This is a genomic window from Deinococcus fonticola (assembly GCF_004634215.1).
GTDB lineage: Bacteria > Deinococcota > Deinococci > Deinococcales > Deinococcaceae > Deinococcus > Deinococcus fonticola.
Window position 1 is genome coordinate 59860 of sequence record NZ_SMMH01000005.1, and the last position, 15538, is coordinate 75397.

At 65.0% G+C, this 15538-nt stretch carries 16 protein-coding genes; 11 read left to right on the plus strand and 5 right to left on the minus strand.

Going from position 1 to position 15538, the window contains the following annotated elements; translation table 11 throughout:
• Positions 1 to 42: 42 nt before the first annotated feature.
• The 4 genes from E5Z01_RS04525 to gatA all read left to right on the plus strand — a co-directional run bounded on the left by E5Z01_RS04525 (position 43) and on the right by gatA (position 3835).
• Complete coding sequence (locus E5Z01_RS04525) at positions 43 to 657, plus strand: L-threonylcarbamoyladenylate synthase (RefSeq protein ID WP_167757765.1); 615 nt, start codon at positions 43 to 45, stop codon at positions 655 to 657.
• Entirely contained in the window at positions 633 to 1199 is a 567-nt protein-coding gene (gene scpB / locus E5Z01_RS04530; RefSeq protein WP_240738185.1) for an SMC-Scp complex subunit ScpB, read from the plus strand. Before E5Z01_RS04525 ends, scpB begins: the two co-directional genes overlap by 25 nt.
• A gap of 118 nt (positions 1200 to 1317) precedes the next feature.
• Complete coding sequence (locus E5Z01_RS04535) at positions 1318 to 2076, plus strand: DUF4388 domain-containing protein (protein ID WP_135228288.1); 759 nt, start codon at positions 1318 to 1320, stop codon at positions 2074 to 2076.
• Positions 2077 to 2374: 298 nt separating this feature from the next.
• Positions 2375 to 3835: an Asp-tRNA(Asn)/Glu-tRNA(Gln) amidotransferase subunit GatA gene (gene gatA, locus E5Z01_RS04540; RefSeq protein WP_167757766.1), complete on the plus strand. Its 1461-nt coding sequence runs from the start codon at positions 2375 to 2377 to the stop codon at positions 3833 to 3835.
• 41 nt (positions 3836 to 3876) lie between these two features.
• Here gatA and E5Z01_RS04545 read toward each other — a convergent pair whose 3' ends face one another.
• On the minus strand, positions 3877 to 4515 hold the full coding sequence (locus E5Z01_RS04545; RefSeq protein ID WP_135228289.1) for a hypothetical protein: 639 nt from the start codon (positions 4513 to 4515) through the stop codon (positions 3877 to 3879).
• Between the two features lie 106 nt (positions 4516 to 4621).
• Positions 4622 to 4825, minus strand: a complete 204-nt coding sequence (locus E5Z01_RS04550; RefSeq protein ID WP_167757767.1) for a helix-turn-helix domain-containing protein — start codon at positions 4823 to 4825, stop codon at positions 4622 to 4624.
• Positions 4826 to 5081: 256 nt separating this feature from the next.
• Between E5Z01_RS04550 and E5Z01_RS04555 the strand changes: the two genes are divergently transcribed.
• The 5 genes from E5Z01_RS04555 (at position 5082) to E5Z01_RS04570 (ending at position 8499) form a co-directional block, all read left to right on the plus strand.
• Complete coding sequence (locus E5Z01_RS04555) at positions 5082 to 5852, plus strand: DUF554 domain-containing protein (RefSeq protein ID WP_135228290.1); 771 nt, start codon at positions 5082 to 5084, stop codon at positions 5850 to 5852.
• Between the two features lie 197 nt (positions 5853 to 6049).
• Positions 6050 to 7270, plus strand: coding sequence for a DUF4384 domain-containing protein (locus tag E5Z01_RS04560; RefSeq protein WP_135228291.1), 1221 nt, complete (start codon positions 6050 to 6052; stop codon positions 7268 to 7270).
• Between the two features lie 211 nt (positions 7271 to 7481).
• Positions 7482 to 7763, plus strand: coding sequence for a class I SAM-dependent methyltransferase (locus E5Z01_RS19735; protein ID WP_205750463.1), 282 nt, complete (start codon positions 7482 to 7484; stop codon positions 7761 to 7763).
• Positions 7764 to 7930: 167 nt separating this feature from the next.
• Positions 7931 to 8176: a hypothetical protein gene (locus E5Z01_RS19740; RefSeq protein ID WP_205750464.1), complete on the plus strand. Its 246-nt coding sequence runs from the start codon at positions 7931 to 7933 to the stop codon at positions 8174 to 8176.
• 14 nt (positions 8177 to 8190) lie between these two features.
• Positions 8191 to 8499, plus strand: coding sequence for a hypothetical protein (locus tag E5Z01_RS04570; RefSeq protein ID WP_135228292.1), 309 nt, complete (start codon positions 8191 to 8193; stop codon positions 8497 to 8499).
• 45 nt (positions 8500 to 8544) lie between these two features.
• On the opposite strand, the gene E5Z01_RS04575 is transcribed toward E5Z01_RS04570, so the two are convergent.
• From E5Z01_RS04575 to E5Z01_RS04585, 3 genes are all read right to left on the minus strand, one after another.
• Positions 8545 to 9009, minus strand: coding sequence for a hypothetical protein (locus tag E5Z01_RS04575; RefSeq protein WP_119763329.1), 465 nt, complete (start codon positions 9007 to 9009; stop codon positions 8545 to 8547).
• Positions 9010 to 9041: 32 nt separating this feature from the next.
• Positions 9042 to 9419, minus strand: coding sequence for a roadblock/LC7 domain-containing protein (locus tag E5Z01_RS04580; protein WP_119763331.1), 378 nt, complete (start codon positions 9417 to 9419; stop codon positions 9042 to 9044).
• A gap of 315 nt (positions 9420 to 9734) precedes the next feature.
• Positions 9735 to 10643, minus strand: a complete 909-nt coding sequence (locus E5Z01_RS04585; RefSeq protein WP_135228372.1) for a LysR family transcriptional regulator — start codon at positions 10641 to 10643, stop codon at positions 9735 to 9737.
• Between the two features lie 134 nt (positions 10644 to 10777).
• On the opposite strand from E5Z01_RS04585, the gene aceE reads away from it, so the two are divergent.
• Both aceE and E5Z01_RS04595 read left to right on the plus strand, forming a co-directional pair.
• On the plus strand, positions 10778 to 13498 hold the full coding sequence (gene aceE / locus E5Z01_RS04590; RefSeq protein ID WP_167757768.1) for a pyruvate dehydrogenase (acetyl-transferring), homodimeric type: 2721 nt from the start codon (positions 10778 to 10780) through the stop codon (positions 13496 to 13498).
• 114 nt (positions 13499 to 13612) lie between these two features.
• A complete protein-coding gene (locus E5Z01_RS04595) occupies positions 13613 to 15538 on the plus strand; it encodes a 2-oxo acid dehydrogenase subunit E2 (RefSeq protein WP_135228294.1) in 1926 nt (641 codons plus the stop codon).

Below are 15538 nucleotides of genomic sequence, written 5' to 3' on the forward strand. Positions count from 1 at the left end.
TGCGCTTAACTTACAAGTGCGCTTGAAAGGTCAGGGAACAGCATGGGCATGGACAAAAGCGGGGTGCAGCGCGCGGCGCAGGTGGTCAGGGCGGGGGGGCTGGTGGGTTACCCCTCGGAGACGGTATGGGGACTGGGGGTGCTGCCGCCGTTCGCGGAGGTGCTGGTAAGGCGCAAGGGCCGCGAAGCTGGGAAGCCGCTGCAAGTGTCTTGCGCGAACCGGAGCAGTGCACTGTCGTTCTGTCAGGCCAGCCCCGCGCTGCTGGCGCTGCTGGATTTGCTGCCGGGGCCGCTGACCATCGTGACGCCGGCCCGCGAGGGGTGCCCGCCGGAGGTGGCGCCGGAAGGCCTGGTGGGCGTACGTGTGCCCGATCATGCGCTGGCACAGGCCCTGCTCCACGAGACCGGGCCGCTGCTAACCAGCAGTTTGAACCGCGCGGGCGAGTCGGCGGCCAGCACGTTCGCGCAGGCGCAGGCTTACGGGCTGGCGGACGTGCTGGTGGGGTCGGCACAGGACGAGGCCGGGGGGCTGGCCAGTACAGTGGTGCAGTTGCCGTCCGGCGCAGGTGAGGCTGCGCAAATTCTGCGCGTGGGGGCATTTCCGGTCTCGCGGTTGCGGGCGGTGCTGGAGGCGTGCGGCGTGAGGTTGACCACGTGACGCCGGGAGAGCGCCCGGCCGGCACACACGAGTTGATAGGGGCCACGCTGCTGGCGGCGGGGCGGCCGGTGCGTCTCGGTGAACTGGCGGGCCTGCTGGGGCTGGGGGAGGACGCCACCTTGCGGGCGGTGCAGGCGTTCGGCACGCACCTGGCGGGCGCGGGGCTGGGCTTCACGCTGGAGGCAGTGGCAGGCGGCTACCGTCTGGTGGTGCCGCCGGAGATCGCGCCGCACCTGGCCCCGGTGCTGGCTCCGCCGCCGCTGCCACCGCTGAGTCAGGCAGCGCTGGAGGTGCTGGCGATCATTGCTTACCGGCAGCCGGTCACGCGAGCAGAGATAGAGGCGATGCGCGGCGCGAGTGCCAGCACGGTGCTGACCCTGCAGGAGCGTGAGCTGGTCAAGGTGGTGGGCCGCAGCGACGCGCTGGGCCACCCGCTGCTGTATGGCACGACCGAGAAATTCCTGCTGGAGTTCGGCTTAAAGACGCTCGCGGACTTGCCACCCCTTCAGAACGAGGATTTCTCGCATCTGCTGCGAAGCTGAGTGAGAGAAAGGAATCGGCACGCAGCAGGAAGAGTCGGCTTTTTGTGAGATTTTATACAAAATATTCGATTGGTGCGAGAACCGTGTCACATGATGACGCGCACACTGGCGAGACAGTATGCCGCACACCACCAGCCTTGAACACTTCGATTTCCTGCAGCTTCTGCGCATGCTGGCCGATAACCGCAAAACCGGCCTGCTGACGATCTACCGTCCCCAGGGAGACTTCGAGGCGTGGCTGGAACAGGGCCTGGTACGTCATCTTCAGCTGGGCCGTCTGCAGGGGGTGCTGGCGCTGGCGGCCCTGCTGAACGACCCCCAGGGCCGTTTTCATTTTGACGAGGGGCGCACCCATCCCAGCCCGGCGCTGAAGCAGACGGTGGACAGCCTGGCGCTGGAGGCCATGGCCAGCCTGCCCGAGCAGGACATGCCTTTTGCCGGGCCGGCCCGCATGACCGACGCCGAGCGGCTGGACGCCATGGACTGGACGGATGAGGAACGCCACGTCCTGCGGCAGATCGAGCAGCAGGTGCCGGTCAGTGACCTGTGGAGTCAGCCGCTGGCGCGGGGCCTGATTTCGCGGCTCCTGCGGCTGGGCCTGCTCAAGGAAAGGCGCTCGCGCGTGGCCCGCCTGGTGGTGGCGGTCACGCATGAGGTGCGCGGCGTGGCCCTGATTGACGACCTGATCTTCCGGCGCTGGAAAGAAGACCTGGTGCGTCACCCGCAGGTGCTGGCGCTGCGCGACGAGGCGGGCCACATCTACCAGTTTCCACTGCGCAGCGGGCCGAACCTGGGCACCCAGCTGGTGCTGCCGCCGGACCTGATCATGCAGACCCGCCTGCGGGCCGGCGACAGCGTGCTGGTCAAACCCGTCTGATCCTGTATCGCACCCTCCCGCGTGAAGGCGGGAACAGCACCCACATCCACTCCGCGCTGCCCAGTACCGTCTTTTCTTTCAGGTAGCTTTGAACAGGATTTATCCCCATTTTCTTTTCAAAGCCCCAGGAGAAGCACCCGTCCACTTTCAGTCGATGATGGAAACGAGGTTTCCGCTGGCGGCGCTCATAGCTTCTATTTTTGCCTCTGACGCCAGAGTTCTGGGATACCCAATTTGAGCATTCCCTTCGCAACTGAATCCTCGGCCGGGTTCGCGTCTGCCGGTACACTGGAGCGGTATGTCCGCCTCTTTGTCCAGACCCGCTTCTGCTGCTTCCACCGTCCGTGCCGTGCTCGCGCGTGACGTCACCACGGCTCAACTCGTCCATGAAGCCCTGGAGCGGGCCAGCGCCAGTGACCTGAACGCCCTGGTCAGCCTGAATGACCACGCCCTGGATCAGGCCGCCAACGTGCAAAAACGGGTGGAGGCGGGTGAGCCGCTGCCGCTGGCCGGGGTACCACTGGTCATCAAGGACAACATCAACCTGGCGGGCACGCGCACCACCTGCGGGAGTCGCATTCTGGAGAATTACGTCAGCCCATACACCGCCACGGCAGCGCAGAAACTGCTGGACGCCGGAGCAGTGGTGATCGGCAAGGCCAACATGGACGAGTTCGCCATGGGGTCGAGCACCGAGAGCAGCGCATTTGGCCCGACTCTGAACCCCTGGGACCGGGCGCGGGTGCCGGGCGGCAGCAGTGGCGGCAGCGCGGTGGCGGTGGCGGCCAACATCACCAGCGTGGCGCTGGGCAGCGACACGGGCGGCAGCGTGCGCCAGCCGGCGGCCCTGACGGGCGTGTACGGCCTGAAGCCCACCTATGGCCGCGTGAGCCGCTACGGGTTAGTGGCCTACGCCAGCAGCCTGGATCAGATCGGGCCGTTTGCCCGCACGGCCGAAGACCTGGCTCTGCTGATGAACGTCATGGCCGGGCATGACCCGCTGGACGCCACCAGCTTGTCGGCCCCGCCGCAGTTCCGGGCGGGCACACCGGAAGATCTGCGGGGGTTGCGGGTAGGTGTCATCCGCGAGAGTCTGGCAGGCAACACCCCTGGCGTCGAGCAGGCCTTGCAGGGCACCATAACGGCCCTGAAAGACGCCGGGGCGACGGTGGGCGAGGTCAGCATCCCTGAACTGAAGTACGCCATTGCCGCTTACTACCTGATCGCCATGCCGGAAGCCAGCAGCAACCTGGCGCGGTATGACGGCATGGTGTACGGGCAGCGCGTGGCCGGCAGCGACCTGCTGGAAAGCATGACCCTGACGCGCGAGCAGGGCTTCGGGCGCGAGGTGCAGCGCCGCATCATGATCGGCACCTACGCTCTTTCGAGCGGCTACTACGACGCCTATTACAGCAAGGCCATGAAAGTGCGCCGCCTGATCGCCGACGAGTTCGGCGCGGCTTTCGGCCAGTACGACGTGCTGCTTACCCCTACCAGTCCCTTCCCGGCTTTCCGGCGTGGAGAGAAGACCAGCGACCCGCTCGCCATGTACGCCGCCGACGTGGACACCGTGGCCATCAACCTGGCCGGGCTGCCGGCCCTGAGCGTCCCGGCTGGTTTTGAAACGGTGGACGGCGTGCGCCTGCCGGTGGGCGTGCAGTTCATCGCCCCGGCCCTGCAAGACGAGCGTCTGGTGGCACTGGCTGGCTGTCTGGAAGGCGTGGGGGCCGTCAAGATGGACGTGGCGCCGGGTTGCTGAGTCACTGTGTTACTGAGTCGCCCGGTTACTGAGGCACCGGATTACTGAGACTCTCCGCCGACAAAGGGCCTGAACCACACCGCGCCCAGTTTCCCGGCAGCAGCGACCTCGTCGGCGTCCCTGGGGCGGCGCAGGGCCAGCAGGGCGACCGCGCGGGCTGGACTGCGCTCCGGGCTGCGTGAATAGGCTTTCTGCGCCGTTTGCCGGGCTTTCGCCAGGCCGCCGCTGCGGGCCTGGGCGTGGGCCAGCACGGCGAGCAGGTAAGCGTCTGCCGGCTCGCCAATGATCTCTGCGACTTTCAGTCCCTCGGCCAGCGTTCGCAGGGCCTGCCTCGGTTCGGGCAGATGCATTTCCCCCAGCAGGGCCGCACTGGCCGTGATGGCTCCGGCATCGCCCACTTGCCGGGCTAGACGGCGGGCGTTCTCAGCCACAGGTTCGGCATCGTTTCGCTGAAGTTGCCAGGCCGCCCGCGCCTCCAGCACCGCCGCGCGGGCTTCCTGGGTTTCCGGCAGCACCGCCAGCGCCTGAAGCGGCTGGCCCAGACGCAGGTAAGCCGCCGCCTGCACCAGGGGGTCTGCACTCCAGCGGGCTGCCACATCCGGGTAACCCAGGGCCAGGGCCTGTGCCGCCTGGGCCAGCCTTTCCTCGGCGTTCAGGGCAGCAAAGAAGAGGTCTGCCACCCCTCGGAGAAGTGAAGTTTCAAGAGTCAGCCGGTCATCCTGCACAGCGGCAGCATACCGGGCGAGGTCAATGCGGCGTTATTGCATTGCTCAGCGTTATTCAGGGTCAGGCGCTCAGCGCGAAGTCCAGGCCCAGGAAGCGCCACAGGGCGCGCCGGGGCACCCGCAGGCCGCTGGGGTGCTCCACGGCCGGGAGGCGGCCATCCCTGATCCAGCGGCGCACTGTTCTTTCGTGGGTGCTGGTGAAGGTCGCCACTTCGCTGACCTTGAGCAGAACGGGCATGCTGCGGAACTGATCGTTTAACGTCACGTCTGACCTCCAAAAAGCGCATGGGGCCGCCACAAGGCAGCCCCACACAGGTTTTCAGGATTGGCGTTTGTTGCACGTGAGCCCGGTGCAGCGCCCCCCGGTGGGGGCGTCAGAACAAGGTGGCGGGTCACACGTTTCAACTTGCCGGCACTTTACCATAGCCCTTTTCAGGAGAACGTCAGGTTTTTTTTAATCCTGGCCCGAGAGCAGACAGGCCGCCCGGCGGCCCTTCAGGAATGCTTTACATTCGCTCGTAATGAGTGTTTTTGCGCAACTGTCCGGGACGTTCGTGAATGTGGTGGCTGTGCTGATCGGGACGGTTCTGGGCCTCACCGTGGGCGGGCGCCTGCCGCAGAAAACGCAGCGCACCCTGCTGCAGTCCCTCAGCCTGGTCACGCTGTTTATTGCGCTGGATATGGCCGCCAGCCTGGGCAAGGTGCAGGGCGGCAATATTCCCGGCGTGTTGCTGGCCCTGCTGAGCCTGGCCTTCGGCGTGATCCTGGGCGAGGCGCTGGGCATAGAGGAGGCTCTGGAACGTCTGGGCGAGACCCTGCGCCGGCGCTTCAAGGGCGGGGGTCGGTTCACGGAGGGGTTCGTGGCGGCCAGCCTGCTGTTCTGCGTCGGGCCCATGACCGTGATCGGCGGGCTTCAGAACGGCCTGACCGGCGATTCCAGCACCTACGTCCTGAAAAGCACGCTGGACGGCATCGCGGCCCTGGCCCTGGCCGGCGCTTACGGCATCGGTGTGGGATTCAGCACGCTCTCGGTGCTGCTCATTCAGGGCGGGATCAGCCTGCTGGCCGGCACGTTTGCCGCCGGGCTGCTCGGCGGGGCCGACCCCAGCATCCTCAAGACCAATCCCTACGTCCTGCTGATTACCGGCGTGGGCGGCCTGATGATCGCCGGGATCAGCTGGAACCTGATGCTGGGCGGCCTGAACTTCGAGGATCGGCGCGTGCGCGTCGGCAGCATGATGCCAGCCCTGCTCCTCGCCCCGCTGCTGTTGTGGGGAGCGGACAAGCTCTGAGGCAGTGATGCACAGGAGTTTTTACGCTTTTCAGCCATTGTGAAACAGGGCAACTTTGCCCTGATTTCTCTCCGGCCCATAAAGGCCGGCTCATCCGGCGTGCATTTGCCGGCCTTTTCCTTCAGGTGACCTTGATTTAAGCGTGCAGCACACTTCTTTTCAGTCGTCGGTCAGATTCGGCGTTTAAGGGTGGCGCCATGAACAAACTCCTGAGCCTGACCGCCCTGCTGACCCTGACCGGCGCCGCCCTGGCCAGCCCCGCCAAGATCACGGCCCAGAGCATCATCGTGAACCCCGTGGAAACCAAGCTGAACGTGGACGTGTGGGTGAACAAGGATGCCAGCGGCAAACAGAACCCCGTTTACGCCAAAGGCGAGAACGTGAGCGTCGGCATAAAGACCAATCAGGACGCCTACGTCTACCTGTTTAACGTGAACGCCAACGGCGAGATCGATCTGTTTTTCCCGAACAACTATGAGGAAAGCAACTTCGTGAAGGCGGGCGTGACGCGCGTATTTCCCGGTGACGGGCAGAAGTACACCTTCACGGTGGGCGGCCCGAACGGTCAGGACAAAGTTCTGGCGCTGGCCAGCACCAAGCAGCTCACGCTGGACGACATCGCCACCTTTGCCGGGCAGCAGGGCTTCGCGCAGGTGAAGGTCAAGGGTCAGGAGAATCTCGCCAAAGCCCTGAGCATCATCGTGAATCCGCTGCCTGCCGACGGCTGGGTTACGGACGTGGCCCAGTTCCGCGTGGGCCGTGCCCAGGGCGGCGCCACTGGAACTGTGACCAACACGCCCAACACTCCTGCCCCCACGCAACCTGCACCGACCCAGCCCGCGCCGAACACTGCCATTCAACCCGGCCAGAAGCAGGACGGCAGCCTCGATCAGGCCATGGCCGACGCCTATGCCCGCCTGAAGGGTGGCGAGTCGCTGGGGAACGCCACCACGTACGCTGTTCCCTGGGCCGACGGCTGGTGGCAGAAGTTTAACGGCGTGGCCGCCTACGGTGACGGTGTACTGCTGCACGCCAACGGCAGCAGCCGCAGCTATGCGGTGCACGGTGCCATCCTGAAACGCTACCTGGCCCTGGCGAACGCCGAGAGCAACGGGACGCGCCCCCCGGCCCGCCTGGGCTGGGCGGCCGGCGACGAGAAGATCATTCCCGGCAACAGCTTCGGCACCAACGGCCTGTACGGCTTCTTCCAGAGCGGCGCCCTGTACAGCACTGAGAAGTACGGCACTTTCTGGCTTCAGGGCGCGGTTCTCAAGACCTACCAGGGCCTGGGCGGATCGGGCAGCTTCCTCGGCTTCCCCACCCGCGACCAGTACCAGCTCAGCGGCGCCTGGGCTGCCGACTTCGAGGGCGGCACCATCCGCACCGTCAACGGCGCAACCAAGGTCTACCGCAAGTAAGCATCAGCAGCGACACACCCGCCCGCCAGCGTTTTCAGCAGAAGAACGCCACCCCGGTGCTACTCAGGGTGGCGTTTTTTTGCTGCCTTTCAAGGGGAAGTGCCTGCCTTAGGCCAGTTGGCCGATTTCCCGGGCACGCCACGACCGTAAATACTCTGGTATCCCTCAGAACATTTACGACCAGCCGGCATTCTTCGAGGAGTACAGCCGAATGCGCCGGAGTGTGCAGGGGCTCAGTGGGGCGCCCGAGTGGCTGGCCATGCGGGCCCTGCTGCCTGACCTCACAGGTCTGCGCGTACTTGATCTAGGGCGCGGGTTCGGTTGGTTCTGCCGGTGGTCGCGTGAGCAGGGCGCGCGGGCGGTTACGGGCATCGATATTTCCGTGAACATGCTGGAGCGCGCACGAACCAGCACGAGTGACGCGGGAATTACTTACCTGCAGGCGGATCTGGAGGATCTACATCTTCCCTTGGAGTCATTTGAAGTGGTTTAGAAGTGGTTTACAGTTCGCTGGCCCTGCACTATGTGGCCGCGCTGACCGGGTTGCTCCGGCAGGTTCACGCGGCCCTGAGCCCCGGTGGGTGGTTCCTGTTCTCGGTTGAACACCCAATATTTACGGCGGCAAGACACACGGACTGATTGCCGGACAGGCAGGGTGGAGTGACCTGGCCCGTGGACAGTTACCGGTGGGAAGGGCCTCGCACCCGATCAGGGCTCTCGCAGGACGTGGTCAAGCAACACCGCACCATCGGCCCCTACCTGAACAGTCTGATTCGGACGGGGTTCGTTTTACAGCACGTGGAAGAGTGGGGGCCAACCGACCAGCAGGTGCTGGAGCGCCCAGAACTGGCAGTAGAACGCGAACGCCCTGTGTTCCTGCTGGTCGCGGCGCAGAAAAGCACCTGAACTCCCGGCGTGAGTTGCTGCACCGTCTTCGGTCGGCGGTTGAAGCCCCTGGCTTTCTTCATGCTGCGTGGCTGGGAGGTGCGGATGCAAACGCGCTGGCCGACGAATTCTCGGATATTGACCTGTGGCTGGATGTCAAACACCGAAGCGAAGGTACGGAAGTGCTGTTCACGGCGGCTAACCCCTCCCTGCTGCCGCCGGATGTGATGGCGAGGTTTCAGGAACTCCATTCTCTCGTCGGCCCGGATGACCTGAGAAATGCTGTTCAGCAAGCACACCACTGGATGGTGGAACTGGAAAAAGAGATCAGGGGCGAACCCTGACCTCTCCTGTTCTTGCCAGTGCGACTATTTTCCTTACACCTCTGCTTACAGGGGGCTGAAGAGGAAGCGGTCGTACTGGCCGCCGCGCAGGACACTGTCGGTCTGCTCACCGTAGAAGGTCTGGCCGGTGATTTCTTCCAGGGCACCCTGCACCGCGCCGAGCGTGAAGGTGCATTTGCGGTCGCTGCCCTGGGGTTCGCCGGCACTGCACACGGTATCGAAACACTCCACGATGTAGTTGTCGCCGTCTTTGGCAACGCTTTTGACGCCGGTCAGGCAGGTGCCGCGCTTCCCGATGGCACCGTCGAGCAGTTCAGCGATTTCTTCGGGGCTGACACTGCTGTTGCTGACGCCCAGTTCACGGGCCAGTTCGTGGCCGCGCACGCGGCCAGCACGGGTAAAGACCACGGCCGCGCCGTCGGGGCCGAGGGTGTCTTCGACCCCGGTGATGACCGCTTTGAAGCAGACGACCGAGTTGAAATCGCCGAGGGTGGGACGCAGGTTGGTCATGAAAAGTTCCTTTGGAATGAGTTCGAGGAGGTTTACAGCACGCTGGCGACGGCCTGGGCAGCGTCGCGGGCTTCCATGTGCAGCAGGCCCAGGTTTACCCCGGCCGGGGTCACCACCGCCAGGGCGCCTTTGGCGCCCACGCTGTAGATGAACACCTGACCGTTGAGGCCCGAGACGCTCATCTCACTCAGGCTGCCGGCCCCCAGCGTGTCGTTGATGCGTTTGCCCAGCCCCAGGGCGGTGGCGGCCATGGCCGCCACCCGGTTGGCGTCGGTGCTGTCCGAGAAGCTCTGGGCGATGGGCAGGCCGTCGGAGGTGGCGATCAGCGCGCCCCGCAGTTCGGGCATGCTGCTGCGCAGGGTGGTGAGAATGTTGCCGAGGCGTTCAGTTTTGCTCTGGATTCCGGTCATGGTTCGTCCTTTCCAGCGGGGGCTGGAGTTCTTCCTGGTGAAGATGGTGGAGATGATCGACGCCAGCCGGCCCGGCCGTGCGCTTTCTGGACTCAGTAAAAGGGGAAATGCATCACAAAAGTGTTACAACGTCGTAGCTTTTTCTACGTTCAAGCTTTCGTGAGTCCGAAAGAAACCAGATCCCGAACGTCCGCTTTCCCATCTCCCAAACAAAATGCTGCTCAGCACACTTAAAATCTGTTCATTAAAAAAGGGTTATTGAATGGTTTAACGGAGTTTAAAGAAAGCAGATGACCCTTCTCGGCCAGTCGTTCTTCACAAGATTGTGGCGGTTTCCTGTCCGGCGATCACGTCCTGCGCCACCCCCAGCCAGGCCTTCACGATGGGGTGGCCTGCACCCTGCTTGCGTGTCCACACCGCCACGATGTCGATCACGGGCGCGTCCTCGATGGGGCGATACACCACGCCAGGCAGGGACAGGCGGCTGAAAAACTGAATGGGCAGGAACACCCCCACCCCCGCCGCCACCAGGCTCAGCAGGGTGGGCACCTCGATGGCCTCCTGCACGACATGCGGCGTAAACCCGGCCTCGTCGCACCAGCGCATCACCTGATCGAAGTAGGTGGCCCTCAGGTGACGCGGGAAAAACACGAAGTCCTCGGCGGCCAGGTCACTGATCTTCAGCTTGCGTTTGCGCGAAAGCGGATGCTGGGCCGGCAGCGCAGCCACCAGCGGTTGCCGCCACAGGGCGCGGGCCGCCAGGCCGGGATCGCGCACCGGCAAAAGCATCAGGCCCACGTCGATCTGCTCGCTCCGCAGGGCCGTTTCCTGCTCCTGCGCGGTCAGTTCGCGCAGATCCACACTGACGTTCGGGTACAGTGCGCGAAATGTGCGCACGATCTCCGGCAGGCCACCAAAAGCCAGGCCGCTCACGAAGCCCACCCGCAAGCGCCCCACCTCGCCTCTGGCGGCCTGGCGCGCCCGTTCCACCGTCTGCCCGGCCAGCGCCAGCGTTTCGCGCGCCCCGATCAGGAATTCCTGCCCCGAGGGCGTCAGTTGCACGCGGCGGGTGGTTCGCAGCACCAGTGGCACCCCCACCTCCTCTTCCAGGTTGCGGATGCTGTTGCTCAGCGCCTGCTGTACCACGAACACGCGCTCGGCGGCCCGCCCGAAGTGCTCCTCCTCGGCCAGCGCCACGAAATGCCGCAGGTGCCGCAGCTCGATCATGCCCGTTCCCTCACTCCCGAACTATAAGCCGCGCATGACCCGGCCTTGACGAATTCACCAGCTGGATTGGTGAATCCTTTGACAATGCCCTGTTGGAAGCGTTGATGGGCAAACGCCTACACTGTATGGGTATGACTAACGCGCCTTTGAAAACCCCGCCGCGTGCGGGATTACCCGCCACCGAGCGGGAGAAACTGAACCAGTTGGAGACGCAGGAGTGGCTGGACTCGCTGGCTTACGTCATGACTGACGGCGGGGTGAAACGCGCCGCCGAACTGCTGCTGGATCTGGAGCATTACGCCTACTTTTACGGCACGCCCATCGAGTTCAAGCAGACCACGCCGTACATCAACACCATTCCCCCCGAGGATCAGCCGGAGTACCCCGGCGACCTGGACATGGAACTCAGGATTCGCAACATCATGCGCTGGAACTCGGCGGTCATGGTGATCAAGGCCAACAAGAAAAGTGACGGCATCGGCGGGCACCTGGCGACCTACGCCTCGGCGGCGGAGCTGCTGGAGGTGGGCTTCAACCACTTTTTCCGGGGCTACGACTCGCCGGACCGCGACCTGATCTTTTTCCAGGGGCACGCCAGCCCCGGCGTGTACGCGCGCAGTTTCCTGGAAGGGCGCTTCAGCGAGGAGCGCATGAACAACTACCGCCGCGAGCTGCAGAGCACGCCGGGCCTGAGCAGCTACCCGCACGCGTACCTGATGCCGGACTACTGGGAGTTCAGCACGGTCAGCATGGGCCTGGGGCCGATTCAGGCCATCTACCAGGCGCGTTTTCTGAAGTACCTGGAGAACCGCGGCCTGAAAAAACCCAGTGACGCGAAGGTGTGGGCCTTCCTGGGCGACGGCGAGATGGATGAGCCGGAAAGCATCGGCGCGATTCGTGTGGCGGCCTACGAGAACCTGGACAACCTGATCTTCGTGCTGAACGCCAACCTTCAGCGGCTGGACGGCCCGGTGCGCGCCAACAGCAAGGTCATTCAGGAGTTCGAGGCGCTGTTCCGCGGCGTGGGCTGGAACGTCATCAAGGTAATCTGGGACAGCAAGTGGGACGAACTGCTGCAAAAGGACTACAACGGCCACATCGTCAAGCGTTTCGAGCTGATGGTGGACGGCGAGTCGCAGCGCTACGCGGCCTTCGGGGGCAAGGAACTGCGCGAGAACTTCTTCAACACGCCCGAGCTGAAGGAACTGATCGCCGACTGGTCGGACGCCGACCTGGAACTGCTGAACCGGGGCGGGCACGACGTGCGCAAGGTGTACGCCGCCTACAAGGCCGCCAGCGAACACAAGGGCAGCCCCACCGTGATCATTGCCCGCACCGTCAAGGGCTTCGGCCTGGGCGAGACGGCGCAGGCGCGTAACGTGGCGCACCAGGTCAAGAAACTGGACTACAAGGCCCTGATGCAGCTGCGCGACATCCTGAAGCTGCCCCTCACCGACGAGCAGGTCGAGCACATGGAGTTCTACCACCCCGGCGCAGACAGCCCGGAAGCGAAGTACGTTCTGGAGCACCGCCAGAAGTTAGGCGGCCCCGTGCCGGCCCGCCAGGTCGAGTATCCGCACCTGCCGCTGCCGGACGGCGCGTTCTACGACGAGTTCGCGGGGGGCAGTGGCGAGCGCGCCGTGAGCACCACCATGGCCACCGTGAGCATGCTGTCGAAACTGCTGCGCGACAAGGACATCGGCAAATACATCGTGCCCATCGTGCCCGACGAGGCCCGCACCTTCGGCATGGACGCGCTGGTGCCCCGCATCGGGATCTACAGCCCACGCGGCCAGAACTACAAGCCGGTGGACAGCGGCACCCTGATGTACTACAAGGAAGCCAAGGACGGCCAGATGCTTGAAGAGGGCATCACCGAGGCGGGGGCCATGGCCTCCTGGATTGCCGCCGCCACCAGTTACGCCGTGCACGGCATCCCGATGATTCCGTTCTACGTGTACTACTCGATGTTCGGCATGCAGCGCGTCGGTGACCTGGTTTGGGCCGCCGGTGACGAACTGGCGCGCGGGTTCCTGCTGGGCGCCACCGCCGGGCGCACCACGCTGGCCGGCGAGGGCCTGCAGCACCAGGACGGCAACAGCCAGTTGCAAGCCTACGTGGTGCCGAACATGAAAACCTACGACCCGGCCTTCGCCTTCGAGATCGCCGCGATTTTCGAGATGGGCATCAAGCGCATGTACGTGGACGACATCGCCGAGTTCTACTACGTCACCATCGACAACGAGAACGAGATTCAGCCCCCCATGCCCACCGACCGGCCCAAAGAGGAAGTCATCGACGGCATCATGAAGGGGCTGTACCGCTTCCAGAAGAGCAGCAACACCAAGGCCAAACTCAGAGCGCAGCTGCTGGCCAGCGGCCCGGCCATGGGTGCGGCGCAGGAAGCCGTGAAGATGCTCGAGGAGTACGGCGTGGCCGCCGACCTGTGGAGCGTGACCAGCTACAAGGAGCTGCACCAGGACGCCCTCAGCGCCCAGCGCTGGAACATGCTGCACCCCACCGAAGCGCCCCGCGTGCCTTACGTCGCGCAGCAGCTCAGCAAGGAAAACGCCCCCGGCGTCCTCATTTCCGTGAGCGACTACGTGAAACTGGGCGCGGACGGCCTGAACGGCCACCTTGACCGCAAACTCTGGACGCTCGGCACCGACGGCTTCGGGCGCAGCGAGGCCCGCGAGGAACTGCGCGACTTCTTCGAGGTGGATGCCAAGCACGTCGTGGTCGCCACCCTGTACGCCCTGCAACGCGACGGCAAGATCAAGGGTGACATCGTGGCCAAAGCCATTGCCGACCTGGGCATCGACCCCGAACGCGAAGCCCCCGTGTTGCGCTGAGGCACGGTCACAGGGTCTAAAAGGATTTAAGCGTCAAGAAAACCCCCTTAGCCCTGTGGCCCTCAGCCTCTTAGACTTCTGTGCGAAGCAGCTTGACGAGTCCGAAGGAGATTTATGGCGACTGAACTGAAACTGCCCGACGTGGGCGACAATATTGAGAAGGGGACGGTGGTGGCCGTGCTGATCGACGTGGGCGACACCGTTTCGGAGGGCCAGCCCATCATCGAGCTGGAAACGGACAAGGCCGTGGTGGAGGTGCCGGCGACGGCCAGCGGCACCGTGCAGAGCGTGAACGTGCAGGTGGGCGACAGCCTGCCCATCGGAGGCGTGATCGCCACGCTGGGCGGCGAGGGTGCGGCTCCGGCCAATGCTGCGGCGCAGGCCGCTTCCCCATCTAGTGACAGCCCTTCCGGTGGCGGTGGCGATCAGGCAGCCAACGTGGAAAATACCCCGCAGTCCACCAACGCCGCGCAGGCGAATCAGGTGGCGGCGTCCCAGGTGGCCAGCCAGGCCCAGCAGGCGGGGCAGACCGAACAGGCCCAGGCTACCCCGGCCGCCCCCGCTGCGGCCTCCAGCGGCTCTCAGACCGTGAACCTGCCCGATGTGGGCGACAACATCGAGAAAGGCACTGTGGTCGCCATTCTGGTAGACCGGGGCGACACCGTTTCGGAGGGCCAGCCCATCATCGAGCTGGAAACGGACAAGGCCGTGGTGGAAGTGCCGTCCAGCGCCAGCGGCACGGTGGACAGCGTGAACGTGCAGGTGGGTGACAGCGTGAAGATCGGCGCCCCCCTGCTGACCCTGACAGGCAGCGCGGGCGGCGTTGCCCCCGGCGCCGAAGCGGCCGCACCGGCCCAGGGTGGCGGGAACCAGGCAGCGAATGTGGAGAGCACGCCCGTCTCCCCTGCCCCAGAGAAGGCCAACTCAGGCACCGCCAACCGCGTGGCCCAGGTCCAGCAGGCCGCGCAGCAGGAGCAGACGAAGGCTGAACAGGCCGCGCCCGCCGGGCAGGCCCCCGGCACGCCGCAGGCACAGGCGGCCGCCCCCAGGCAGGCCGGCACGCAGAACCCGCAGACCTTCGACGGGCGCACCATCGTTCCCGCCGCGCCCAGCGTGCGCCGCCTGGCCCGCGAGATGCAGGTGGACATCCACGCCGTGCACGGCACCGGCATCGCCGGACGTATCAGCGAGGAGGATGTGCGCCGCACCGCCGGCACTCCCAGCGTGGCTCCCGCCGCCCAGGCTGCCGCTCCTCAGGCTGCCCCAGCGGCCGCAGGCGTTCCGCAGGCCGCCAGCCCCGCGCCACAAGCGGCGCCGCTGCCCGACTTCAGCAAGTGGGGCCAGGTGACCCGTGAGGACATGAGCGGCATCCGCAAGGCCACCGTGCGCAGCATGACGCAGGCCTGGACGACCATTCCCATGGTCACGCAGTTCGACAAGGCCGACATCACGGTGATGGAAGAAACCCGCAAGCGCTTCAGCGCGCGCGTGGAGAAGGCCGGCGGCAAGCTGACGATGACGCACATCATCATGAAGGTCATCGCAGGCGCCCTGCACAGGTTCCCCAAGTTTGGTGCCTCGCTGGACGTGGCCGCCGAGCAGATCGTGTTCAAGGACTACGTGAACATCGGCGTGGCCGTCGATACGCCGGTGGGCTTGCTGGTGCCCGTGGTGAAGAACGCCGACAAGAAGACCATCACCGAGCTGGTGCTGGAACTTTCCGAACTGGCCGGACGCGCCCGGGAACGCAAACTGAAGCCCGACGAGATGCAGGGCGCGACCTTCACCATCTCCAACCTGGGCGGCATCGGCGGTCACGCCTTTACGCCCATCGTGAACAGCCCCGAGGTCGCCATCCTGGGCGTCTCGCGCGGCGGCCTGGAACCTGTGTGGAACAAGGAGAAGGGCGAGTTCGAGCCGCGCAACATGCTGCCGCTCTCGCTGACCTACGACCACCGCCTGATCGACGGCGCCGACGCCGCCCGCTTCCTGCGCTCCGTGTGCGAAAGCCTGGAAGATCCGTTTTTGATCTCGCTGTGA

What these genes read in the sequence shown, in the direction of transcription:
- E5Z01_RS04525 (WP_167757765.1), top strand. Translation starts at nt 43, where the DNA reads ATGGGCATGGACAAAAGCGGGGTGCAGCGCGCGGCGCAGGTGGTCAGG.
- E5Z01_RS04535 (WP_135228288.1), top strand. Translation starts at nt 1,318, where the DNA reads ATGCCGCACACCACCAGCCTTGAACACTTCGATTTCCTGCAGCTTCTG.
- gatA (WP_167757766.1), top strand. Translation starts at nt 2,375, where the DNA reads ATGTCCGCCTCTTTGTCCAGACCCGCTTCTGCTGCTTCCACCGTCCGT.
- E5Z01_RS04555 (WP_135228290.1), top strand. Translation starts at nt 5,082, where the DNA reads ATGAGTGTTTTTGCGCAACTGTCCGGGACGTTCGTGAATGTGGTGGCT.
- E5Z01_RS04560 (WP_135228291.1), top strand. Translation starts at nt 6,050, where the DNA reads ATGAACAAACTCCTGAGCCTGACCGCCCTGCTGACCCTGACCGGCGCC.
- E5Z01_RS19735 (WP_205750463.1), top strand. Translation starts at nt 7,482, where the DNA reads ATGCGCCGGAGTGTGCAGGGGCTCAGTGGGGCGCCCGAGTGGCTGGCC.
- E5Z01_RS04575 (WP_119763329.1), bottom strand. Translation starts at nt 9,009, where the DNA reads ATGACCAACCTGCGTCCCACCCTCGGCGATTTCAACTCGGTCGTCTGC.
- E5Z01_RS04580 (WP_119763331.1), bottom strand. Translation starts at nt 9,419, where the DNA reads ATGACCGGAATCCAGAGCAAAACTGAACGCCTCGGCAACATTCTCACC.
- aceE (WP_167757768.1), top strand. Translation starts at nt 10,778, where the DNA reads ATGACTAACGCGCCTTTGAAAACCCCGCCGCGTGCGGGATTACCCGCC.
- E5Z01_RS04595 (WP_135228294.1), top strand. Translation starts at nt 13,613, where the DNA reads ATGGCGACTGAACTGAAACTGCCCGACGTGGGCGACAATATTGAGAAG.